The 22,845-nt window shown below is 71.9% G+C and carries 20 protein-coding genes; 10 read left to right on the top strand and 10 right to left on the bottom strand.

Annotation, left to right across the window (positions count from 1 at the left end):
* Positions 1-78 precede the first annotated feature (78 nt).
* From IE275_RS23165 to IE275_RS23155, 3 genes are all read left to right on the top strand, one after another.
* Positions 79-945 (top strand): LLM class F420-dependent oxidoreductase, encoded by an 867-nt coding sequence (locus IE275_RS23165; RefSeq protein ID WP_189713289.1) that lies wholly within the window; start codon positions 79-81, stop codon positions 943-945.
* Positions 946-1,013: 68 nt separating this feature from the next.
* The gene (locus tag IE275_RS23160; RefSeq protein ID WP_189713288.1) at positions 1,014-3,626 is read left to right on the top strand and encodes a bifunctional FO biosynthesis protein CofGH; all 2,613 of its coding nucleotides are present in this window, start codon (positions 1,014-1,016) and stop codon (positions 3,624-3,626) included.
* Positions 3,627-3,676: 50 nt separating this feature from the next.
* Positions 3,677-4,267 carry a L,D-transpeptidase gene (locus IE275_RS23155; protein WP_189713287.1) on the top strand — a complete coding sequence of 197 codons (591 nt, stop codon included), beginning with the start codon at positions 3,677-3,679 and terminating at the stop codon, positions 4,265-4,267.
* 38 nt (positions 4,268-4,305) lie between these two features.
* Here the strand turns inward: IE275_RS23155 and IE275_RS23150 are convergent, their stop codons facing one another.
* Positions 4,306-4,833: a DUF2165 domain-containing protein gene (locus IE275_RS23150; protein WP_189713286.1), complete on the bottom strand. Its 528-nt coding sequence runs from the start codon at positions 4,831-4,833 to the stop codon at positions 4,306-4,308.
* 129 nt (positions 4,834-4,962) lie between these two features.
* On the opposite strand from IE275_RS23150, the gene IE275_RS23145 reads away from it, so the two are divergent.
* Positions 4,963-6,081: an ADP-ribosylglycohydrolase family protein gene (locus IE275_RS23145; RefSeq protein WP_189713285.1), complete on the top strand. Its 1,119-nt coding sequence runs from the start codon at positions 4,963-4,965 to the stop codon at positions 6,079-6,081.
* 51 nt (positions 6,082-6,132) lie between these two features.
* Here IE275_RS23145 and IE275_RS23140 read toward each other — a convergent pair whose 3' ends face one another.
* Positions 6,133-7,698 carry a sodium:solute symporter family protein gene (locus tag IE275_RS23140; RefSeq protein ID WP_189713284.1) on the bottom strand — a complete coding sequence of 522 codons (1,566 nt, stop codon included), beginning with the start codon at positions 7,696-7,698 and terminating at the stop codon, positions 6,133-6,135.
* A gap of 127 nt (positions 7,699-7,825) precedes the next feature.
* Positions 7,826-8,611, bottom strand: a complete 786-nt coding sequence (locus IE275_RS23135) for an SDR family oxidoreductase (RefSeq protein WP_189713283.1) — start codon at positions 8,609-8,611, stop codon at positions 7,826-7,828.
* Positions 8,612-8,692: 81 nt separating this feature from the next.
* Between IE275_RS23135 and IE275_RS23130 the strand changes: the two genes are divergently transcribed.
* Positions 8,693-9,589 carry a hypothetical protein gene (locus IE275_RS23130; protein WP_189713282.1) on the top strand — a complete coding sequence of 299 codons (897 nt, stop codon included), beginning with the start codon at positions 8,693-8,695 and terminating at the stop codon, positions 9,587-9,589.
* On the opposite strand, the gene IE275_RS23125 is transcribed toward IE275_RS23130, so the two are convergent.
* Both IE275_RS23125 and IE275_RS23120 read right to left on the bottom strand, forming a co-directional pair.
* Positions 9,547-11,472 carry a DUF8823 domain-containing protein gene (locus IE275_RS23125; RefSeq protein WP_189713281.1) on the bottom strand — a complete coding sequence of 642 codons (1,926 nt, stop codon included), beginning with the start codon at positions 11,470-11,472 and terminating at the stop codon, positions 9,547-9,549. The genes IE275_RS23130 and IE275_RS23125 overlap by 43 nt on opposite strands.
* Before the next feature lie 170 nt (positions 11,473-11,642).
* Positions 11,643-14,030: a D-alanyl-D-alanine carboxypeptidase gene (locus tag IE275_RS23120; protein WP_373299277.1), complete on the bottom strand. Its 2,388-nt coding sequence runs from the start codon at positions 14,028-14,030 to the stop codon at positions 11,643-11,645.
* A 387-nt stretch (positions 14,031-14,417) separates the two neighbouring features.
* Between IE275_RS23120 and IE275_RS23115 the strand changes: the two genes are divergently transcribed.
* From IE275_RS23115 to IE275_RS23105, 3 genes are all read left to right on the top strand, one after another.
* On the top strand, positions 14,418-15,176 hold the full coding sequence (locus IE275_RS23115; protein ID WP_189713279.1) for a GOLPH3/VPS74 family protein: 759 nt from the start codon (positions 14,418-14,420) through the stop codon (positions 15,174-15,176).
* A gap of 260 nt (positions 15,177-15,436) precedes the next feature.
* Positions 15,437-16,306 carry a helix-turn-helix domain-containing protein gene (locus tag IE275_RS23110; protein WP_189713278.1) on the top strand — a complete coding sequence of 290 codons (870 nt, stop codon included), beginning with the start codon at positions 15,437-15,439 and terminating at the stop codon, positions 16,304-16,306.
* Between the two features lie 234 nt (positions 16,307-16,540).
* Positions 16,541-16,732: a DUF397 domain-containing protein gene (locus IE275_RS23105; RefSeq protein WP_189713277.1), complete on the top strand. Its 192-nt coding sequence runs from the start codon at positions 16,541-16,543 to the stop codon at positions 16,730-16,732.
* A 158-nt stretch (positions 16,733-16,890) separates the two neighbouring features.
* Here the strand turns inward: IE275_RS23105 and IE275_RS23100 are convergent, their stop codons facing one another.
* The 3 genes from IE275_RS23100 to IE275_RS23090 all read right to left on the bottom strand — a co-directional run bounded on the left by IE275_RS23100 (position 16,891) and on the right by IE275_RS23090 (position 19,445).
* Positions 16,891-17,781 carry a MerR family transcriptional regulator gene (locus IE275_RS23100; RefSeq protein WP_189713276.1) on the bottom strand — a complete coding sequence of 297 codons (891 nt, stop codon included), beginning with the start codon at positions 17,779-17,781 and terminating at the stop codon, positions 16,891-16,893.
* A 61-nt stretch (positions 17,782-17,842) separates the two neighbouring features.
* A complete protein-coding gene (locus IE275_RS23095) occupies positions 17,843-18,349 on the bottom strand; it encodes a glutathione peroxidase (RefSeq protein WP_189713275.1) in 507 nt (168 codons plus the stop codon).
* Between the two features lie 10 nt (positions 18,350-18,359).
* On the bottom strand, positions 18,360-19,445 hold the full coding sequence (locus tag IE275_RS23090) for an ArsR/SmtB family transcription factor (protein ID WP_189713274.1): 1,086 nt from the start codon (positions 19,443-19,445) through the stop codon (positions 18,360-18,362).
* A 77-nt stretch (positions 19,446-19,522) separates the two neighbouring features.
* On the opposite strand from IE275_RS23090, the gene IE275_RS23085 reads away from it, so the two are divergent.
* Entirely contained in the window at positions 19,523-20,701 is a 1,179-nt protein-coding gene (locus IE275_RS23085; protein WP_189713273.1) for an MFS transporter, read from the top strand.
* Between the two features lie 7 nt (positions 20,702-20,708).
* Here the strand turns inward: IE275_RS23085 and IE275_RS23080 are convergent, their stop codons facing one another.
* A complete protein-coding gene (locus tag IE275_RS23080; RefSeq protein ID WP_229870468.1) occupies positions 20,709-21,425 on the bottom strand; it encodes a DUF4232 domain-containing protein in 717 nt (238 codons plus the stop codon).
* Positions 21,426-21,611: 186 nt separating this feature from the next.
* Entirely contained in the window at positions 21,612-22,094 is a 483-nt protein-coding gene (locus IE275_RS23075; protein WP_189713272.1) for a hypothetical protein, read from the bottom strand.
* A gap of 162 nt (positions 22,095-22,256) precedes the next feature.
* Between IE275_RS23075 and IE275_RS23070 the strand changes: the two genes are divergently transcribed.
* Positions 22,257-22,778 (top strand): NfeD C-terminal domain-containing protein, encoded by a 522-nt coding sequence (locus IE275_RS23070; RefSeq protein ID WP_189713271.1) that lies wholly within the window; start codon positions 22,257-22,259, stop codon positions 22,776-22,778.
* Positions 22,779-22,845 lie beyond the last annotated feature (67 nt).

Raw genomic sequence — 22,845 nt, 5'->3', positions numbered from 1 at the left:
CGGCCCGGCGTGGACCGCGACGGGGTCCGGAGTGTGAACTTCCTTGGAAGGAAAGCCGTACGCGACGAAAGGCCGCCCATGCGCATCGCCGTCACCATCTTCCTCACCGACGAGACGATCACCCCCACCCGCCTCGCCCGTGAGCTGGAGCAGCGCGGCTTCGCCGGGCTCTACCTCCCCGAGCACACGCACATCCCCGTCGAACGGACCACCCCCTACCCGGCCGGCGGCGACCTGCCGCGCGAGTACGGCCGGACCCTCGACCCGTTCGTCGCGCTCGGTCAGGCCGCCGCCGTCACCCGGGCGCTGGGCCTCGGCACCGGCATCACCCTCGTGGCACAGCACGACCCGATCGACCTGGCCAAGCAGATCGCGACCCTGGACCATCTGTCCGGCGGACGGTTCACCCTCGGCCTGGGCTACGGCTGGAACGTGGAGGAGGCCGCCGACCACGGTGTCGCGTGGCGCGAGCGGCGGGAATCGGTCCGCGACCGGATGGGGCTGATGCGCGCCCTGTGGAGCGACGAACCCACCCCCTACGACGGCCCGTACGCGCGCGTACGGGCCAGCCACGCCCACCCCAAGCCGGCGCAGAAGCCGCGCGGCCCGGTCGTCGGCCCCCGCACCCTGATCGGCGGCGCGGCCGGCCCCAAGCTGTTCTCCCACATCTGCGAGTACGCCGACGGCTGGCTGCCGATCGGCGGGCGCGGGCTGTCGCAGACCGTGCCGGCGCTGCGCACCGCGTGGGCCGAAGCCGGCCGTGAGCCGTCCGCGCTCCAGGTCGTGCCGTACGCGGTCCTGCCGTCCGCGGGCAAGCTCGCCCACTACGCGGACCTCGGTATCGAGGAGGTCGTGCTCCAACTGCCGCCGGCCGGTGAGACGGAGGTGCTGAGGCTTCTCGACGAGTACAGCGCCCATGTCACCGGAGCCAGTGACACCGTGTAACGACCGCCGGTGAGGGACGAATCGGGCGCCCCCATCGTCTCTGACCTGCCCGAACGTATGCTCAAGGAATGACGACTTCCGAGACCTCCGGAACCGGCCCCACCGAGCGCCCCGTCGCCACCGGCCCGACCGAGAACTCCATGCGTCGCGCCCTCAAACGCGCCCGCGACGGCGTCGCCCTCGACGTCGGCGAGGCGGCCGTCCTGCTCCAGGCACGCGGCGAGGCCCTCGACGACCTCGCCGCGTCGGCCGCCCGGGTCCGGGACGCGGGCCTGGCGGCGGCCGGACGGCCCGGAGTCATCACCTACTCGAAGAGCGTGTTCATCCCCCTGACCCGGCTCTGCCGGGACAAATGCCACTACTGCACCTTCGTCACCGTCCCCGGGAAGCTGCGGCGGGCCGGGCACGGGATGTTCATGTCGCCGGACGAAGTACTGGACGTCGCCCGCAAGGGCGCCGCACTCGGCTGCAAGGAAGCCCTGATCACCCTCGGCGACAAGCCCGAGGACCGCTGGCCGGAGGCCAGGGAGTGGCTGGACGCGCACGGCTACGACGACACGATCGCCTACGTCCGCGCCATCTCCATCAGGATCCTGGAGGAGACGGGCCTGCTGCCCCACCTCAACCCGGGTGTCATGTCGTGGACCGACTTCCAGCGGCTCAAGCCCGTCGCGCCCAGCATGGGCATGATGCTGGAGACGACCGCCACCCGGCTGTGGTCCGAGCCCGGCGGCCCGCACCACGGCTCCCCGGACAAGGAGCCCGCCGTACGGCTGCGGGTCCTGGAGGACGCCGGCCGCTCCTCGGTCCCCTTCACCTCCGGGATCCTGATCGGTATCGGCGAGACGTACGAGGAGCGCGCGGAGTCGCTGTTCGCGCTGCGCAAGATCTCCCGCGCCTACCACGGCGTGCAGGAGCTGATCATCCAGAACTTCCGCGCCAAGCCGGACACCGCGATGCGCGGCATGCCGGACGCGGAACTGGACGAACTGGTCGCCGCGATCGCCGTCGCCCGGCACATCCTGGGCCCCTCCGCCAACCTCCAGGCACCGCCCAACCTGGTCGACAGCGAGTACGAGCGGCTGATCGGCGCCGGCATCGACGACTGGGGCGGGGTCTCCCCGCTCACCATCGACCACGTCAACCCCGAGCGCCCCTGGCCGCAGATCGAGGAGCTGACCGAACGGTCCCGCGCGGCCGGCTTCACCTTGCGGGAACGGCTCTGCGTGTACCCGGAGTTCGTCCGCCGCGGCGAGCCCTGGCTGGACCCCCGGCTCCTTCCGCACGTGCGCGCGCTCGCCGACCCGGAGACGGGACTGGCCGTGCCGGACGCCGTGGTCGAGGGCCACCCGTGGCAGGAGCCGGAGGAGGTCTTCGTCCCCTCCGGCCGGACCGATCTGCACCACACCATCGACACCGACGGCCGTACGTCCGACCGCCGCGACGACTTCGACGAGGTCTACGGCGACTGGGGCGCCCTGCGCGAGGCCGCCGCCCCCGGCATGGTGCCGGAGCGCATCGACACCGACGTACGCCAGGCCCTGGCGACCGCGGCGGACGACCCCACCCGGCTCACCGACGCCGAGGCCCTCGCCCTGCTGCACGCCGACGGCCCGGCGCTGGACGCGCTCACCCGGATCGCGGACGACGTGCGCCGCGCGGCGGTCGGCGACGACGTCACGTACATCGTCACCCGGAACATCAACTTCACCAACGTCTGCTACACGGGCTGCCGTTTCTGCGCGTTCGCCCAGCGCCGCACCGACGCCGACGCCTACACCCTCTCCCTCGACCAGGTCGCGGACCGCGCCCAGCAGGCCTGGGACGTGGGCGCGGTCGAGGTCTGCATGCAGGGCGGCATCCACCCGGACCTGCCCGGCACGGCGTACTTCGACATAGCGAAGGCGGTGAAGACCAGGGTCCCCGGCATGCATGTGCACGCCTTCTCCCCCATGGAGGTGGTCAACGGCGCCACCCGCACCGGCCTGTCGATCCGCGAGTGGCTGACGGCCGCCAAGGAGGCGGGCCTGGACTCGATGCCGGGCACCGCCGCCGAGATCCTCGACGACGAGGTCCGCTGGGTCCTGACCAAGGGCAAGCTGCCGACGGCGACCTGGATCGAGGTGATCACCACCGCGCACGAGGTGGGCATCCGGTCCAGCTCGACCATGATGTACGGGCATGTGGACCAGCCCCGGCACTGGCTCGGCCACCTGCGCACCCTGTCCCGTGTCCAGCAGGAGACCGGCGGCTTCACGGAGTTCGTGACGCTGCCCTTCATCCACACGAACGCCCCGGTGTACCTGGCGGGCATCGCCCGTCCCGGCCCGTCCCCGCGTGACAACCGCGCGGTGACGGCGATGGCCCGGCTGCTGCTCCACCCGCACATCCCGAACATCCAGACCAGCTGGGTGAAGCTGGGCGCGGAGGGCGCGGCCGAGATGCTCCGCTCCGGCGCGAACGATCTGGGCGGCACGCTGATGGAGGAGACCATCTCCCGGATGGCGGGTTCCTCGTACGGCTCCTACAAGTCCGTCAAGGATCTGATCGCGGTGGCCGAGGCGGCGGGCCGGCCGGCGAAGCCGCGGACGACCCTGTACGGCGAGGTCTCCGAGGAGCGGCAGCGGGCGGCGCTGGCCTCGGACGGGCATCTGCCGGAACTTCTGCCCGTGCTGGAGTGAGTACGATGATCCGACCTCTGTTGGATGAGGACATGTAGCTGAGGAGATGCGTGCCCGTGGCTGCCCGACGGCTTCCCTCATGGGTCTGGGTCACCGGTCTGACGGCGGGCGCGGTCGCCGCGGTCGCCGTGCTGACGGTGAAGGCCGATCAGGGCCCGCACCCCACGGCGTCGGCGGTCCGGCCGAGCGCGTCGGCGTCACCGGCGCCCGGCGCCGAGTCGTCGCCGAAGCCGAAGCCCTCGGCCACCCCGGCGAAGACCGGCGTGCCGGCGGCGTCGGGCACGGGCCGCCGGATCGTCTACGACCTGTCGTCCCACCGCGTCTGGCTGGTCGACGCCGACGACACCTCCCGCCGGACGTTCACGGTCTGGCCGGGCACCGTCGAGCCGGTGCCCGGCACGTACACGATCTCCGTGCGCAAGGACGCGACGACCGGGTCCGACGGGGTCGAGATCGAGCACATCATCTACTTCTCGGTCGTCTCCGGAGTGAACATCGCCTTCTCCAACGCGGTCGACGGCTCCTCGCCGCCCCCGGCGGCGTCCGGCGCCCGGACGGGCGGGATCCGCATGCCGAAGGCGGACGGGTCGGCGCTGTGGGCCTTCGGGGACCTGGGGACGAAGGTCCGCGTCGTCGAGTAGGCGCCGTCGGGCGGTCGCCGTCGAGCCGCTGCCGCCGATCAGGGGGCGGGCTCGTCCGCGGTCCGCCCGAACGGCAGATGGTTGACGAGCAGGACGATCCCGCTGAACACCAGGACGCGCGTCGCCGCGTCCAGTCCGTTCCAGGTGTCCGACTGCCACATCGCGAACCACTCCCCGCCGATCGCGATGAACCCGGCACCGAACAGCAGCATCAGCATCAGCAGGCCGTACGTGGACAGGGCGCGCCCGCGGACGTGGTCCCGGCGCGCCCAGAACCAGGTACCGGCGGTCAGCACCACGGCGGCGACCGTCTCCCACCCGATGATCGCGACATAGGCGGCGTCCTGGAGCCCGGTGCTGGTCACCGCCCGCCACATCAGGTCGTCGTCCTTGAAGGTGGTGTCCATGGCCAGCACATGACGGACGAACTGCTGGTTGGTCCCGAAGTCGGTGATGTTCCCGAAGGCCACCAGGGCTATGTAGAGCGCGACGCTCGCCGTGAGCAGGGTCGCGGTGACGGGAACGACCCGTGAGGAATGGGAGACACGTGTGGTGGGGGTGGTCATGGGGGTCTCCTTACCCCACCAGGTCTCCATCACCCCTCCACCCCACGCCCCGACGACAACGGGGACACGGGGCGGCATTCGATTACAGTGACGGACGTCGTACGTACGGACGGTGCCCGGGAGGACTTGGTGGGTGCGACAGGCGGTGCCGTCTGGGGCCGTACCGAACAGCAGGACTTCCGCAGCCGGGTGCGCGGCACGCTGCTCGCCGCGGCCGTCGGCGACGCCCTCGGGGCGCCCGTCGACCGGCTCGGCATCGAGGAGATCCGGCATCTGCACGGCCCCGAGGGCGTCGTCGACCTCGCCCCCGCCTACGGGCGGCGCGGCGCCGTCACCCACCTCACCCAGCTGACCCTGTTCACCGTGGACGGGCTGGTCCGCGCGCAGGTGCGCCGGGACACCGGGGCCTGGCATCCGCCGACCGATCTGCACCGGGCGTATCTGAGATGGGCGGCCACCCAGCGCGACTGGGGCCCCGACCTGCGCAAGGACGACGGCTGGCTGGCCCGTGAGGAGTGGCTTTACGCCCGCCGCGACCCGACGCGGGCCCTGCTGCTCGGGCTCGGCGACGAGAACATGGGCACCCTGGACGCGCCCAAGAACCCCGCCGAGCAGGGGCCCGAGGCCACCGCCCGCTCGGCGCCGTTCGGGCTGCTGGTCGGCTGGGAACCGCAACTGGTCGCCCAGCTCGCCGTCGAGTGCGCGGCGCAGACCCACGGCCACCCCGCGGGCGCGCTCGCGGCGGGCGCGTACGCCGTCACGGTGCATGGGCTGGCCCGGGGCGAGAGTCTCGACGGCGCGGTGCAGCGCACGCTCGCGCTGCTGGCGGCCCGGCCCGGCCACGAACCCGTGTCGGAGGCGCTCCAGCACGCGCTGGGCGCCGTACGGCAGGGGCTGCCCGGGCCCGGCCGGGTGGCGGAGCTGGTGGGGGAGGGGGCGGCGCCCGGTGTGCTGGCCGGTGCCGTGTACTGCGCGCTGGTCGCGGAGGACGTCCGGCACGGGCTGCGGCTCGCGGTGAACCAGGACGGCCCCTCCGCCCCCACGGCCGCCGTCACCGGCGGGCTGCTCGGCGCCCTGCACGGCGAGACGGCCCTCCCGCCGGCCTGGCTGGCCGAGCTGGAGGGCCGTGCGACGATCCTGGAACTGGCCGACGACTTCGCCATGGAGATGACCCAGGGCCCGGCCCTGCACAACCCTGCCGGAGCGTCACCGGGGTGGCTGGCCCGCTACCCGCGGGGCACCGGCTAGAACGCCGCACGACCTGTCGGACAGGCTCTGGGCGGCCGGGTTCTGAGGTTCTCAGTCCTTCGCCGGGACCGCGTCCCGCGGGCCCGGGACGGTCGCCGCCGCACCCGTGGCGTCGCTGTCGCCGTCGCCGTTGATCCGGTCGATGATCGCGAGCCGTTCCGGGGTGTCCTCCGGCTTCAGGAAGCCGATGAGGATGTAGAGGACGAGGGAGACGGCGAGCGGTACCGAGACCTGGTACTGGAGCGGGACCCCGCCGTCGACGTTCCAGTTGATCGGGTAGTTCACCAGCCAGAAGGCGAACAGACCCATCGACCAGCTGGTCAGCGCCGCGGTCGGCCCCGAGCGGCGGAACGGGCGCAGCAGGCCCAGCATCATCGGGATCGCCATCGGGCCCATCAGACCGGCCACCCACTTGATGACGACGGTGATGATGTCCTTGAACGCGGGCGAGTTGACCTGGGTGGCCGCCGCCATGGACAGGCCGAGGAAGACGACGGTGGCGACGCGGGCCGCGATCAGGCCCGAGCGCTGGCTCCACTCCCGGGCCCGTGCCGAGATCACCGGTGCGCAGTCACGGGTGAAGACGGCGGCGATGGCGTTGGCGTCGGAGGAGCACATCGCCATGGTGTGCGAGAAGAAGCCGACGATGACGAGCCCCAGCAGGCCGTGCGGCAGCAGCTGTTCGGTCATCAGGGCGTAGGAGTCGGAGCCGTCCGGCTTCTGCGACTCGACGAGCAGCGGGGACATCCACATCGGGAAGAACAGCACCAGCGGCCAGACCAGCCACAGCACCGCCGACAGCCGCGCGGAGCGCTCGGCCTCCCGGGGGCTCGCCGTGGCCATGTACCGCTGGGCCTGGTTCAGCATGCCGCCGTTGTACTCGAAGAGCTTGATGAACAGGAACGCCAGCAGGAAGACCGTGCCGTAGGGCCCGACCAGCGGCTTGCCGTGTCCCTGGAGCGCGGGTTCGTCCCAGGCGCCGAGGAAGCCGATGCCCTTGTCGTTCAGCTTCAGCACGACCGCGATGAACATCGCGACGCCCGCCAGCAACTGGATGACGAACTGCCCGAGTTCGGTGAGCGCGTCCGCCCACAGGCCGCCGATCGTGCAGTAGACGGCGGTGATGGCGCCGGTGATGAGGATGCCCTGGTTGAGCGAGACGCCGGTGAAGACGGAGAGCAGGGTGGCGATCGCGGCCCACTTGGCGCCCACGTCCACGATCTTCAGCAGCATCCCGGACCAGGCGAGCGCCTGCTGGGTCTTGAGGTCGTAGCGGCTCTTCAGGTACTCCAGCGGGGAAGCGACATGGAGCCGGGAGCGCAGCCGGTTGATGCGTGGCGCGAACAGTTTCGAGCCGATCGCGATGCCGAGGGCGATGGGGAAGGACCAGGTGATGAACGAGGTCACGCCGTAGGTGTAGGCGATGCCGGCGTAGCCGGTGAACATCACCGCGCTGTAGCCCGACATGTGGTGCGAGATGCCGGACAGCCACCAGGGCATCTTGCCGCCGGCGGTGAAGAAGTCGCTGACGTTGTCCACGCGTTTGTGCGACCAGACTCCGATGGCGACCATCACGCCGAAGTAGCCGATGAGCACGGCCCAGTCGAGACCGTTCATGTGCGCCCTCCCAGGGGTTCAGCCCGGCGCTCATCGTGGGTGTTGCCGTGTGAACACGACAAGTGAGCGTCAGGTCAAAGGGAGGTAAAATCATTCGGCATGCTGTCCTGTGTTCATCTATGTGAACTCATCGCATCAGCTCCCCGGCGTTGACCAGCAACGATTGCCCGGTGATCGCTCGCGCCCGGTCCGAGGCCAGGAACACCGCCGCGTCCGCCACATCCCCGTCGGTGGCCAGATCGGGCAGCGCCATCCGTCCCGTCAGCCTCCCCAGCACCTCGTCCTCCGGTACCCCCTCGGTCTGCGCCGTGAACCGCACGTACGCCTGCACCGGCGGCCCCCACATCCATCCCGGCAGCACGGTGTTGACCCGGATCCGGTCAGGCCCCAGCTCCCGCGCCAGCGAGTACATCGCGCTGGTCAGCGCCCCCTTCGACGCCGCGTACGCCGCCTGCCGCACCTGTGAGGGCGCGGCCACCGCCGACTGCGTCCCGATGAACACCACCGACCCGCCGCACCCCCTCAGCCCGTCGAGACAGGCCCGGGTCATCCGCAGCGTCCCCAGCAGGTTCACGTCCAGCACCGCCTGCCAGGTCGCGAAGTCCGCGTCCGCCAGCCCGCCGAAGTAGGAGTCCCAGGCGGCCACATGGATCACCGCGTCGATCCCCCCGAACCGCTCCCGCGCCAGCCCCGCCAGGGCCGCGCACTGCTCCTCGTCCCTGATGTCGGTCGCCCGGTACGCCGTGTGCGCCCCGTCCGGATCGATCCCGGCCGCGCTCTTGGCGAGGTTCGCCTCGGTCCGCGCCCCCAACACGGCGTTCCCCCCGTCCCGCACGACCGCCGCGGCGACCTGGTACCCCAGGCCGGCCCCGACCCCCGAGACGACGACGGTCTTGCCCGCGAGCAGTGACATCGGATACCTCCCGGCTCTGGCGCCATATCTGACGGAGCGTCAGAGTAGGGGTGAGAGCAGGAGGACGGAAGGGGAGCACCCGTGAGCGAGGAGACCCGCAGCGAGACGTACGCCGAGCTGGCCGCCACCGGCCCCTACGGCGTCCGTCCGGGCCACGCGCTGATCACCATGGTCGAGCCGCATCCCGGCCACGAGTACGCCTACAACCGCTGGTACGAGGACGACCACTACTACGCCGGCGCGATGGCCATGCCCTGGATGTACGCCGGCCGCCGCTGGGTGGCCACCAGGGACCTGCAACTGCTGCGCTACCCCGAGAAGTCGGCCGTCGCCCAGCCCGTCACCGCCGGCTGCTACCTCTCGACGTACTGGATCACCGACGGCCGCTACGACGACCACATGAGATGGACCGTCGCCATCAACAAGCGCCTCAACCGGGACGCACGGGTCTACCAGGACCGGACCCATGTCTTCACCGCGTTCCAGGACCACGAGGCGACCGTCTACCGGGACGGCGCGGCGGGACCGAGGGACTTCCACGCACTGGACCACCCGTACGCTGGCCTGGTGCTGGAGGTGATCGACACCGAGACCCCGGAGCAGCGCGCGGAACTCCTGGAGTGGCTGCGCGCCCGCCATCTGCCCCGGCGGATCGCCGGCTCCCCGGCCGCCCTGGTCACCCTCTTCCGCCCCACCCCCCTCCCCGGCGACCGCATGACCTACGTCAAGCAGGTCGAGGGCGTCGGCACCCGCCTGACCCTGCTGTGGTTCCTGGAGACGGACCCCAGGGAGTGCTGGGAGGGCCACTTCACGGGACTGGACACGGCGGTCGGGGAGGCGGGCCTGGGCAGGGTGGAGCTGGTGGCGCCCTTCATACCGACCGTGCCGGGCACGGACACCCATGTCGCCGATCTGCGGACGACGTCAGCGCCGGGTCACTTCAACTCGTCCGGACAGGGTGTGCCCCGCGGCAGCTGATAGGGCGCGGCGAGCCGGTACACGCCGGCGTCCGGCGCCAGCAGCATCGTCCACTTGTCGCCCTCCGCGTCCTCCTCCGTCTCGTACAGGCACCCGTTGACGTTGTCGTACGACTTCGCCTCGCCGTCGGCCCGGTGCCTGGACTCCTCCGTCTCCTGCGGAGGCTTCAGGCTCTTGCCCTGCGCGTCGACGACGCTCAGCCACGGCGAGTACGGGATACGGATCATGATCCGGCCCGCCTTCTCCACCTGGATCGTCATCTCGCCCTGCTCGGCGCGCTGCACGACCGCGTCGGGCTCGGCGAGCGGCGCCGGGTCGGTCACCCGGAACAGCTGCCAGTTGGCGTCGCCCCAGATCTGCTCCAGATACGGCAGCCCGCGCTGCACCAGCTCCCGCTCCCGCTCGCCGCCGTCCCCGTCCAGCGCGTCCTTGGGGACGACGACGAAGTGCACGGCCCACCGCTGGAGCCACTCGTGGTAGTTCGCCGAGTTGAGGGTGTCGTCGTAGAAGAGGGGGTTGCGCTCCATGTCGGCCTGCCGGTTCCAGCCCCGGGCCAGGTTGACGTAGGGCGCGAGCGCGGACGCCTCGCGATGCGAGCGGGCCGGTACGACCTCGACTCGGCCCTGCTCCGCGCCGACGCCCTGGAGCTCGTTGACCAGCGGCGCCAGCTCACGCGCCCAGGAGGCCGCCGGAGTGGTCCGTACGACGTCGTCGACCGACTTGAAGCCGATCCAGCCGACGAACCCGGCGAACGCCACCACGATCAGGTACCACTTGCGGCTGCGGGGCACCGCGAACGGCAGCGCGGCCAGCAGCACGACCCCCGCGAACACCATCGCCAGCCGGGTGATGTTGGACCCGATCTGCGAGCTGACGATCCACACCCCGAGCACGCCGAGCCCGTAGACCGCCGCCGTGATCCGTACGGTCTTCCAGTCGCGCGGGACGACCGCGAACACGATCGCCGAGTACAGCAGCGGCAGGGACGCCGAGCCGAAGGACATCGGCTGGGTCCCGGAGAACGGGAACAACCAGGCCGAGACCGCGACCACGGCCGTCGGGGCGAGCCCCAGCGCCCACGCGCCGGGCCGCCGCTTCTGGAGGAACAGCGCGACGGCGACGATGCCCACGAACAGCCCCGCCACCGGCGAGCCCATCGTGGCGAGCGCGGCGAGCGGCGCCGCGCACAGCGCCTTCGCCCACCGCTTGTAGCGCCACTTGTACGGCCAGCAGAACACGACGGCGACCGCGGCCAGCGCGAACATGTTGCCCAGGCCGAAGGTCACCCGCCCGGAGGCGGCGTTGCAGAGCAGGGCGAAGACACCCGCCAGGGCCGGCCCGACCGGGTTCTTCACGGGCCGGCAGCGCAGCAGGATCAGCGTCAGCAGACCCGCCGAGAGCGTCCCGGCGATCATCATCGTCGTCCGGACACCGAGGACCGACATCAGATACGGCGACACCACGCTGTACGACACCGGATGCATCCCGCCGTACCAGGCGAGGTTGTACGCCGAGTCGGGGTGCCGGCCGACGAACTCGGCCCACGCGTCCTGTGCCGCAAGATCGCCACCGCTGTTCGCGAAAGCGAAGAACCAGACGAGGTGGAGGAGGCCGGACAGCGCGGTCACGGAGAGCACCGGATGCCGGCGCAGCGGTACGCCGATCCGGTCCAGGGCGGACCGCAGGCGGGACGGCTCACCCTTCGGGGCGGTGGCTTCGGCTTCCGGGACGTGGCCCTGCTCGACGTCTACCACGGGGTCATCGCGGCCGGGGCCGGGAGCGCGGTCGTGGTCCCCGGACTGCGGTGCGGGCACCCTCGCCCGCGGGCCGGCGTCCGGGCCCGGACCGGTGTCGTCGGCGCGTGTCGGCTCCGCAGTGGCCACCTGAAGGCACTCCCCGTGTCCCGTCTTCTGCTCTCGGTCGCGTTCCGTTCGCGTCCGCTTCACGGCTGCGCCCTTGCGGCCGGCGACCTGTCCCGTTTCGCGACGCTAGCACGCACCCCGCCGGGCGGCTTCCCGGCGGGGTGAGGGAGAGGCGTCGACCCGACCGGTGGTCAGCCGATGCGTGTCAGCTTGTCCGAGAAGCCCGGCTCGGCCAGGTCGCTCTGGAGCGCCACCGGCACCTTGACCGCGCTGCTGGAGCCGTCCCCGACGGTGAGCGTGCCCACCTGGGTGCCGGCCTTCGCGGTGTGCGGGACCTCGCCGGCGGCGAAGGACAGCTTCACCGTCAGCCCGGCCCAGCCGACCGCCGGGACGTCCTTGGTGACGACGACCGGGGTGCGGCCGCCCAGCTTGTCGTCCACGTACCCGACGACGTCGCCCTTCTTCACGATCATCGCCGAGGTGAGCGCGTCCTGGGCGGCGAGCAGCGCGGTCTTGCTGACCGCGTTGACCGTGGCGAGGATCTTCTGCTTGTGCTGGCCGAGGACCGCGCCGACCAGCGTCACCGTCTGCCCGTTCACCTTCTTGCGGGAGGCGAAGAGCAGGTTGCCGCCGGCCGCGGTGGTGCTGCCGGTCTTGATGCCGATCGCGCCGATCAGATACGGCAGCTCGTTGTAGTTGTTCCAGTACTTGCCGGAAGGGTCGGTCCAGCTGGCCGCGCTGGAGATGGCGACCAGGGCCGGAACCTGCACGAACGCACGGCCCAGCTTCACCTGGTCCTCGGCGGTGGAGACGGTGGTCTCCTTCAGGCCCGACGGGTCGGTGTACGTCGTGTTCGTCATCCCCAGTTCCTTGGCGGTGGCGTTCATCTTCTTCACGAACGCCTCCTCCGAACCCGCGTCCCAGCGCGCGAGCAGCCGCGCGATGTTGTTGGCGGAGGGGATCAGGACGGCCGACAGGGCCTGCTTCTCGGTGAGCTTGTCGCCGGCCTTGACGGTGTTGAGCGTCGACTCGTCGCCGGAGACGTCGTAGCCGCCCTCCTTCTCCGCCGTCGCGTCGACCTCGATCTCCGGGCCCTCCTCCCCGGCCTTCATCGGGTGGTCCCTGAGGATGATGTACGAGGTCATGGTCTTGGCGACCGAACCGATGGCGACGGGCGACTGCTTGCCGAAGCTGTCCACCGTGCCGACGCCGTCGGCGTCGATCCAGCCCTGCCCCTCGTCCGACCAGGGCAGCTGCGTCTTTCCGCCCTCGAAGGTGTAGGAGTCCTTCGCGGTCAGCTCCAGCGCGTTCGCCGGCAGCGGGCGCACGGCCTGCGCGATCGCAAAGGCGACGATCAGCAGCAGGACCAGCGGCGTCCAGATCTTGAGCCGCCGGCCGAACGTCCGCATCGGGGTCGGCGGGGGCGGCGGGGTGTTCGTCAGCTCGGCCAGCAGGTCCAGCGGCGGTTTCGGCGGCAGCGGCTGCTGAGTGGTGCGCTCGGGGCCGATCTGGGGGACGTGCGCGGTGACGTCCGCGGGCGTCGGGGCGGGGGCGGCGGGCTTCGGCGCGCGGGGCTCGTCGAGGGGCTTGAGCGCGACGAACCTGCTGGTGCGCTCGGCGGCGGGCGCGGGTTCGGGCTCGCGTTCGGGCTTGGGCGCGGGCTTGGGGGCGTCGTCGGCCGCGGCCTTGTCCGCGACCTTGTCCTCGGTCTCGTCCTTCGCCTTGTCCGCGGCCGGCGCGGGCTTGGTCGCGCCGCCCAGCTTGAGCATGGTGGTCGGCTGGTCGACGGCCGGCTTGGGCCGGGGGGCCTTGAAGACGGCGGTGGGCTGGTCGACGGGAGAGCGGTCGGCCCGGGCGTCCTGCTCGGGCTCGTCCTCCTTCTCCTTCTTGTCGTCGTTGCCGTCCTTGCCGCCATTGTCGCCGTTGTCGCCGTTGTCGTCCTTGTTCTCCGCCCCGGCCTCGTCGGCGTCGGACGCGGCCCACTTCGGCGCGGGCTTGGTGACGGGCTTGGCGACGGGCTCGGACTCGGGCCGCTCGTCCTCCGGCTCGGTGACGGGCTCGTCGGTGTCGTCGGTGTCGCCGTCGGAGACCTCGGGGGCCTCGTCGGCCGGCTCGTCCGCGTCGGCCGGCTCGCCCGCGTCGGCCGCCTCGGCCGGCTCGTCGGAGTCCTCGGTGTCCTCGGTGTCCTCGGAGTCCTGGGTGTCGCCCGTGTCGTCCGCCGTGTCCGTCTCGGAACGCTTCTTCGCGGCCTGCTCGGCCCGCTCGGCCGCCGAGGACGCCCACTGGGCCACAGCCGCCCGCAGGCGGTCGTCGCCGCCCTCGGAGTCGTCCGAGGCGTCCGAGTCGCTCTCGGCGTCCCCGGAGCCCTCAGAGGCGCCCTCAGGGCCCTTCCCGGCCCCCTCGGTGCCCGGGGTGCCCTCGGCCTCAGCGGTCTCCTCGGTCGCCGCTTCGGTGTTCTCGGTTGCCGCTTCGGCGCCCTCGGTCTCCCCGTCGGCGCCCTCGGCGCTCCCGGTGGAGTCTTCCGTGTCCCGTTCGATCTCCAGTTCGCGTACGGAGAAGACCCGCGTCGCCGTGTCCACGCCACCGCGGGACGTCGAAGCCGACGACTCGCTCTCCCGCGCCACCGCGATCCGCGGATCGCGGGGTTCTCGCGAATCGGGAACCGCACCCGCGCTCCCCGACGTCGCTTCCGCCGACGACTCGCGCTGCTTCGACCTGTCGGGGGACTCGCCCGCCACCGATGCCTCCTCGCATGTGCTGCATGTGCTGCCGAACCGTGAACCGCCCGCCCGGGACCCGCCTCACGGCGTGTCCGAACGATGTACCAGTGTCCTGTGTAGAGGGCTTGGCTCCTGCGGTAGACGAGAACGACATACCTACTGGTTCCACTACAAACAGGTCACGCACCCTCGACAGACCAATGTGAGAGGGGTCACCCTGTCATTCATCCACGCGGGGAGGCATGGATGGGCAGGAGCCGCAGAACAATTCCGGAAGAGCTTTTGCTTCTGGCGCTGGACCCGACCACGGGTACCACCGCACAGCCGCAGTCGCTCGACCTCGGTCTGGCCGGAGCACAGCTAGTGGAGCTGGCGCTGGCCGGACGGATAGCCCCTGACGGGGATCGTATCGCCGTGGTGTCCCCACGGCCGACTGGAGATCCAACCCTGGACTGCGCGTTGGAGTTGCTGCGAAGGCGTGGCGCTCCTGTACGGGCCGTCCACTGGATCGGCGGGCCGCGTCTCGGGCTGCGCCAGACCTACCTCTCGCATCTGGAGCGGTGCGGCATGGTGCATGCCGTGGCGGGCCAGATGTGCGGAGTGCTGCCGACAACTCGCTACCAGGCGACCGACACCGAGATCAGCCGGGAGATCAGGGCCCGGCTGGACTCCGCGATCCGCACCGGCGTTCCGCCGGACCCGCGGACCGCGGCGCTCGCCGCACTGGCGCACGCGGTCGGCCTCGGCAAGCACCTGTATCCGGGGAACGAGGGACGATCGTCCCGATCCCGGCTGCGGGACCTGATCAGGCACGACCCGATGGGCGGACTCGTCGCGCACGCGGTGATGGACGTCCAGAGCGGTGCGGCTGCCCAGCCACGCCGCAACCCGGCAGCCCCGGCCGGCCGACAGGCCGGACCAGGCGCCAGGCCCGCTCCGGAACCCGCCCGTGGCGTTCCGGCGCAGCCGCGCCGCGGTCCCATGGCACGTGTCGTGGCCCACTGAGCCGCAGTCCCACGACATACGCGCCGACCGGACCCGCAAGACCCGTTCGGGAGCCGCCGCGGCCCGCGCGGGGCGGTGAGAGATCACCGCCCCGCGCGGACGCATGTCAGGACGAGTTGTGGAGGTACCTGACCCGAACTGACGTGTACCGGCCGCATATCCACCGTTTTCCAGCGGTAGAAAGCACCTTGGTGGCAGTCTGCTCAACAGCAGATACGCAAAGTGTCAGATACAGGCATGCAGCCGGAGGTGCGCGTCCCGTGGCGTCCAATGTCAATCCCACCGTCAGGCGACGCCGGCTGGGCCAGGAGCTGCGCCGGCTCCGTGAGCTCAAGGGCATGACCGCCGAAGAGGTCGCCGAGCGGCTGCTGGTGTCCCAGTCGAAGATCAGCCGGCTGGAGAACGGCAGGCGCAGCATCAGCCAGCGCGATGTGCGCGATTTGTGCGGGGTGTACGAGGTCGAGGACCAGCGGATGGTCGACTCGCTGATGGAGATGGCCAAGGACTCCCGCCAGCAGGGCTGGTGGCATGCCTTCGGCGATGTCCCGTACAGCGTCTACATCGGCCTGGAGACGGACGCGGCGAGTCTGCGCGTGTACGACCCGCAGGTCGTGCCCGGTCTGCTCCAGACCCGCCAGTACGCGGAGGCGCTGATCTCGGGCGCGCTGCCGGAGGCTCCGCCGCAGGACATCGAGAAGCGGATCCAGGTGCGCCTGCGCCGACAGGAACGTATTTCCACAGGGGAGAACCCCTTGCGTCTGTGGGCCGTTCTGGACGAGGCGGCGCTGCGTCGGCAGGTCGGCAACCGGCAGGTGATGATCGAGCAGCTGGAGTACCTGCTGGAGATGTCCCAGCTGCCGCACGTCACCGTGCAGTTGATCCCGTTCACGATGGGCGCGCACCCGGGCGTGAGCGGGCAGTACGCGATCCTGGAGTTCCCGGACGCGGCCGACTCCAGCGTGGTCTACATCGAGGGCGTCACCAGCGACCTCTACCTGGAGAAGCCGCAGGACGTGCAGAAGTACAGCGTCATGTACGAGCACCTGCGGGCGCAGGCCCTGAACGCGGACCAGACCCGGGAGTTCATCCAGAAAGCGGCGAAGGAATACGCCCGGGAAGAGACCGCGTAGCGGCTGGGGAAGGTGAGGCGCCGCAAGGTACACCTTCGCCCGGTCCAGAGGGAAGTCCCTGGGGAATATGCCATCCGGTCGGGTGAATAGTCGCTCCGTATCACGATGTTGGCGAGTAGCGTCGATCACGCCATCGAGCAACAACGTTGGCGAAAACCGTGCCGTGCAGACGGAGACCAGCCACGGCGTGGTGACAGCAACTCAGCAACTCAGCAACTGACTACCGGAGCGAACATGGCAATCCAGCAGGGCGCCGCGAACGAGTGGGTCAAGTCCTCCTACTCCCAGGGCAACGGCGCGTGCGTCGAGATCAAGTCCCCCGTCACGGCGGCGATGGCCGTCCGCGACTCCAAGGTCACCGACGGCCCGACCCTGGCCTTCCCCAGCGACGCCTGGAACGTCTTCGTGGCGTCGGTCAAGGCCTAGGGGACCTCCCTGCGGCTCGGCCCCTTACACGGGACAACTGCACAGGCACCACCCCAAGAGCCCCCTCGACCAGCTCGCCGTCCTAGCCGAGGGGGCTCGGCGTTTCCCCGGACAGGGCGCGTCCCCGAACAGGACACACCCCCGGGAGGGGCGGGTCCCTACCGGGCCCGCTTCACCGGGAACGCCACGTCGCACACCGGGTCCTGCGGGCCCGCCGCGTCCCAGTCGGCGAAGTAGATCTCGCGGCAGGGGCCGTCGTAGTCCCAGCCCTCGCGCCGCATCCAGGCCTCCACGGCCTCGTAGGCGGCGTGGATCTGGGGGTTGGCGACCTGGGCCTTGGTGATCCGGGTGAAGGCGAGGAGCCGGGCGGGTTCCACCCGGGCCCGGACCTCGCGGCCGCGGCCCTGCCCGGCCGCCCACGCCCGGGCCGCGGCCTCGTCGGCCACCGGGACGCAAGCCTCGGCGGGGCCGTCGCTCTCCATGGAGACCTCGGCGTAGTACACGACGTACGGATCTCCGGTGATCCCGCCGCACTCCCCGGCCGCCTCCTCCAGCCGGCCGAGGGCGGCCGGGATCCAGACGGGCAGCTCTTCCGCGAGGGTGTGCCGCGTCTCGGTGACGATCACCTGGGCGGGCACCTCGACCGTGCCGATCTCGAACGTGTCGTACATCTCGGAGTTCCTCCCCGACAGTCGTCCACGGAGATACTCGGCGAGCGCGCGCTGGGCGGCGAACCTGCTCTCGACATCCGCCCAGTAGGCGGCCAGCACATCGCCCGCCGGACCGGGGGCCGGAGTGTCGAGCACCTCGGCGATCCGGGCGAGCGGCATGTCGAGCCGGCGCAGCAGCGCGACGAGCCGGGCCCGCTCCACCTGGCCGGCCCGGTAGTAGCGGTAGCCGCTCACCTCGTCGACGCGGGCCGGCGCCAGCAGGCCCAGCCGGTCGTAGAGCCGCAGCGCCTTGGCCGACAGGCGGGCCCGCGCCGCGAACGCGCCGATCGTGAGCAGTTCGTCGTCGTCCCGTACGTCCACCACGCCATCCTCCGTCACCGGGCGGTCTGCTCCGCCCGGCGACGAGGAGGCTCCGCCTTGCCCCAGGGGCAAGGTCAACTCAACCGGCGAGCTGGGCCTCGATCGCGGCGACGATCTCGGCGGACTCCGGCTCGGTCTGCGGGGAGAAGCGGGCGACGACCGTGCCGTCGCGGCCGATCAGGAACTTCTCGAAGTTCCAGCGGATGTCGCCGGTGTGGCCCTCCGGGTCCGCGAACCCGACGAGGCGCTCGTACAGCGGGTGCCGGGCGTCGCCGTTCACCTCGGCCTTCTCGGTCAGCGGGAAGGACACGCCGTAGGTGGCCGAGCAGAACTCGGCGATCTCCTCGGCGGTGCCGGGCTCCTGCCCGAGGAACTGGTTGCAGGGCACGCCGAGCACGGTGAAGCCCTGGGCGGCGTACTGCTCCTGGAGCTTCTCCAGGCCCGTGTACTGCGGGGTCAGGCCGCACTTGGAGGCCACGTTCACGATCAGGACGGCCTGACCCGCGTACTGCGGGAGGTCCGCGGAGCCGCCCTTGAGGGCACCGATCTCGACGTCGAGGGGGGAGGTACCGGAATCAGTAGTCATGCCCCGGATGCTAGCTCCGCCGGGTGACACCACGGCTTCCGGGGGCTTCCTCCGGTTGGCCGGATTCCGCCGCTTCGCCTGCCTCCCCTGCCTCCCCGGACCCCTGCCGCCCCTCTGGCCCCACCGGTCCCCGGGGCTCCTGTGCCCCCACCAGCACCTCACCGGCCCCCGTCCGGGAGTACAGCACCGACCGCCCGGCCCGGCTCCGCTCCACCAGGCCCGCGTCCAGCAGCACCCGCAGATGCCGGCCCACCGAGCCGAGCCCCTGCCCGGTGAGGGCGACCAGCTGGGAGGTGCTCAGGGGCGTGGCCAGCAGCACGAGCACGGCGGCCCGCGCCGGCCCCAGCAGCGCGCCCAGGGCGGCCGGCACCACCCGCTCCCGGTCGTCCCCCGCGAGCGCCCCCGCGCACGGGTACACGACGGCGTACCGCTGCCCCTCCTCCCACGCCACCCACCCCGCCCTCGGCGTGACCGGCACGAAGACCAGCTCCGCGCCGGATATCTCGCGCGGCGGGTATTCGTGCGCATTGACCTGGAAACGGTTCTCGCCGAGCCAGCGCGTCCCGGGCCGCAGCGAGTCCAGCACGGCGGCCCAGCCGCCCCGGCTCACCCGCGCGGTCCGCGCCACGACATCGGCCTCCAGAACACGCCGCCGCCGCTCCCAGTACGGCCGTACGGTCGTCTCCCACACCCACTCCAGCAGCGCGGCCGCCCGCTCGGGCAGGTCGTCGCGGTCCAGGGCGGCCGGGAGCGGGCCGGCGAGGGAGGTCCGCAGATGGGCGCGGGCGTCCGCCGGCCGGGTCGCCCGGATCCGGGCCACGCCGTCGGCGAAGGTCTCCCCGTCCCTCGGCGTGGGCGTGAGGAAGTCGGCGATCCAGTCCCGGCCGAGCCCGGCCCGCACCAGCCGCGCGGTCACCGGGTCGGCGGCGAGCAGGGCGCGATAGCCGGGCAGGTGGGTCCGCAGCCAGTCCTGCTCACCGGGGTGCGTGCCCGCGCCCGCGTGCAGCAGTTTCAGGCTCGCGAAGGTCTCGGCGAGCGGCGAGAGCACGAACCGGCTGCCGGCCAGGGTGTCCGCGTTCACCTGCCACCAGCCCACAGTCGCCCCCTCGCCCGTCGTTTCGCGCTCCCGCGAAACAATATCGACGGCCGCCGGGCCCGCCCGAGACTCCGCCCATGACCAGCCACACCTACCGGCAGCTCTTCCGCACCCCGGAGTTCACCCCGCTTTTCCTCTCCTCCGCCGCCCACACCGCCGCCCAGACGGTCGGCGCCCTCGCCCTCGGCACCCTCGTCCACCGGGCGACGGGCTCGCCGCTGCTGTCGGCGGTGAGCATGTTCGGCCCGTCGCTCGCCCAGGTGCTGGGCGCGACCGTGTTCCTCTCGGGCTCCGACCGGCTGCCCCCGAGAGCCGCACTGACGGGCCTCTCGCTCGCCTTCGCCGCCGCCACGGCAGTCCTGGCGCTGCCCGGACTGCCGGTGGCGGCGGTCTTCGCGGTCGTCCTCCTCCAGGGGCTGATCGCATCCCTCGGCGGGGGCGTCCGCTGGGGGCTGCTCAACGAGATCCTGCCCAAGAACGGCTATCTGACCGGGCGTTCGGTGTTCAACATCATGAGCGGCCTCACCCAGATCACGGGCTACGCGGCCGGCGGCGCCCTCGTGGCCGTCCTCTCCCCACGTTCCGTCCTCCTCCTCGCCGCCCTCCTGTACGCGGCCGCCGCCGTCGTCGTCCGGCTGGGTCTGACCGTCCGCCCGCCGCGCGCCTCCGGCCGCCCCACGGCCGCCATGACCCGGCGCACGAACGCCGTCCTGTGGTCCTCCCGCCCCCGCCGCCTCACCTACCTGGGCCTCTGGCTGCCCAACGGGCTGGTCGTCGGCTGCGAAGCCCTCTTCGTGTCCTACGACCCCGGCGCGGCTGGCACGCTGTTCGCGTGCGCGGCGCTGGGCATGCTGGCCGGTGACGTGACCGTGGGCCGGCTGCTCCCGCCGGTCCTGCGCGGCCGTCTGGCCACCCCTCTCCTGCTCCTCCTGGCCACGCCCTACGTCGTGTTCGCCCTGCGTCCCGCCCTCCCGGTCGCCGCCGTCTGCGCGGCCGTCGCCTCCGTCGGTTTCGGCGCGAGCCTGGTCCAGCAGGAACGCCTGATGGCCCTGACCCCGCCCGAACTCAGCGGCCACGCGCTGGGGTTGCACTCGGCCGGCATGCTGACGATGCAGGGCGTGGGCGCGGCGCTGGCGGGCACGATCGCCCAACTCACCTCCCCGGCCGTGGCGATGGCGGTGATGGCGCTGGCCTCGATCGGGGTGACCGCGACGCTCGCGGTGGCCGGGCGCGAGGCGCGGGCGTTGGTGGGGTGAGCGGGCGTCAGGAGGGCTCGGCCGACGACACCGGGGTGACGGTCACGGTGTCGTCGCACTCGGCGAACACGCCGTCGTCCAGGGCGACCTGGTGCGCACCCGACCCCGGCAGGCCGACCACCAGCGTGGGGTACACCGTCGGATCCGCGCCGGACTCGCAGTACCCGTCCGCCTCACCCTGCACCTGGACGAACGTCAGCTTCACCCACGCCTTCCCGCCCGCGGCCACGGTCACCGGCGCCGCCGATCCGGTGCGGGTCACGGTCAGGGGGGTGTTGTGCTGCGGAGAACCGTTGCCGGCCCCCGCGACCGAAGGATGGCCGGTGAGGACGCAGGGCCGTCCCGAGACGTTCGTGAACGCGACGACGGCCGCCCCGGTCCCCGTCCCCCGCGGCCGCTCGGCGGCCTGCCGCGCGGACACCTCCAGCCCGTCGGCCGCACAGTCCGTGACGGCGGCACCGGACGATCCGGCGTCCGGCGATCCGGCGTCCGGCGATCCGGCGTCCGGCGATCCGGCGCCCGGGGATCCGGCATCCGCCGATTCGGCACCCGACGACCCCGAACCCGACGATCCCGAACCGGGCGACGTGCCCGTGCCCGTTTCCTCCGTACCGGGTTGGCACCCGGCCGTACCCGCGGCGACCGCGACCGCCGCCGTCATCGCCACCACGGCCCTGCGCACACCGTTGCCGTATCCGTTGCCGTGTCGGTTGCCGTATCGCATCGCGTCCCCCGGGACAGATCACGCGGGGCGTCGGCCCTCGTCGCCCCGTCGTGGCAGACATGGCGGACGAACCCGCAGGTTCTCCCTGACGACCCTCTGTGACCGGACGGTGACGAGACCGGAAGGACGCACGGACGGGGCGAGGACACGACGACGGTCGGGGCGAGGACACGACGGCCGTCAGGGCTACGGCGTCGGCGGCGCGGTCTCCCGAGGCGTCCCGGGGGCGACGCCCGCGATGTCCCCGCTGTGCGCGGCCATCACCAGCGCGACCACCAGGGGCACGGACCACATGACGGCGTGACTCGAAGGCGGGTAGCTCGCGAGCGTGTACTCGCCCTCCGTCAGGGCGGCGACCCCGAGGACCGTGAGAGGCACCCCGGTGGTGAGCGCCGCGAGCAGCCCCCGCAGCGGGGGACGCTTCAGCACCGCGCGGGGAGCGGCCGCCAGCACGGCTCCGGTGGCGGCGCCCAGCGCCACACCGAGCGCCATCGAGCCCAGCGCGGCGACGACGCCGGCCGCGCCCAGCTTCCGGGCGGTCCCCTCGTGCCCCCCGACCAGAAAGACCAGCGCCCCCAGCAGGCACAGCCCCCCGAGGACCCCGGCGGGCCACGCCCCCACGATCGTCCCCAGCCGTACACCCCGCCGAACGTTCTCCAGCACCTTCATGGGCGCCCCCTCCCGTGCGTGCGCGCACTGTACCGACCCCTGCGCGGACACGGCATCGAAGGACGGGCGAAGACTGCCGGATCGCGGCAATGAAGCGCATGCCCCTGGCATACGAGGATCGTCCCGGCGAAGACCGGCGACGGGCGAGGGGGGACGGTGCGCATGGCCTGGTTTCTCGGAATCGGCATCGCGGGGGTCGCACTGCTCGCCCTGTCGCTGGTCTTCGACGGGGTGCTCGACGGGGTGCTCGGCGGCACGCCCGACGGTGTGCCGGGGGGTGCCCTCGACGGGTGGCTGTCGCTGCCGGTCGTCGCCGGGTTCGTGGCGATGACCGGCTTCGGCGGGGCCGTCGCCACCGCGGCGGCCGGGGCGGGTGCCGCGGCCGCCACGGGGGCCGGTGCCGTCCTGGGCGCGGGCACGGCCTGGGCGACGTACCGCTTCACGCGTGTCCTGATGCGTGACCAGACCGCCGTCACACCGCGCGGGGACGATCTCGTGGGCACCGCGGGCACCGTGGTGACCGACGTCCCGGTGGACGGTTTCGGCGAGGTGCTGCTCCGGCTCGGCGGTCAGCCGGTCAAGTACGCGGCGCGCAGTGCGGTGGCGATCGCCCGGGGGGCCGAGGTCTGGGTGGAGGCGGCGCCGACCGCGACCTCCGTCGTGGTGCGGCCCGTGGACCGCTGAGTCCCGGCCGCTGCGCCTCCCGCCTTCTCCCTCCTTCTCCCTCCTTCTCCTTTCCTTTCTCGTACGT

The sequence above is a fragment of the Streptomyces phaeofaciens genome (assembly GCF_014648915.1).
In the GTDB taxonomy this organism is placed as follows: Bacteria; Actinomycetota; Actinomycetes; order Streptomycetales; family Streptomycetaceae; genus Streptomyces; species Streptomyces phaeofaciens.
The sequence above is the reverse complement of the archived record's forward strand: the minus strand, read 5'-3'. Positions and strand labels throughout refer to the sequence as shown.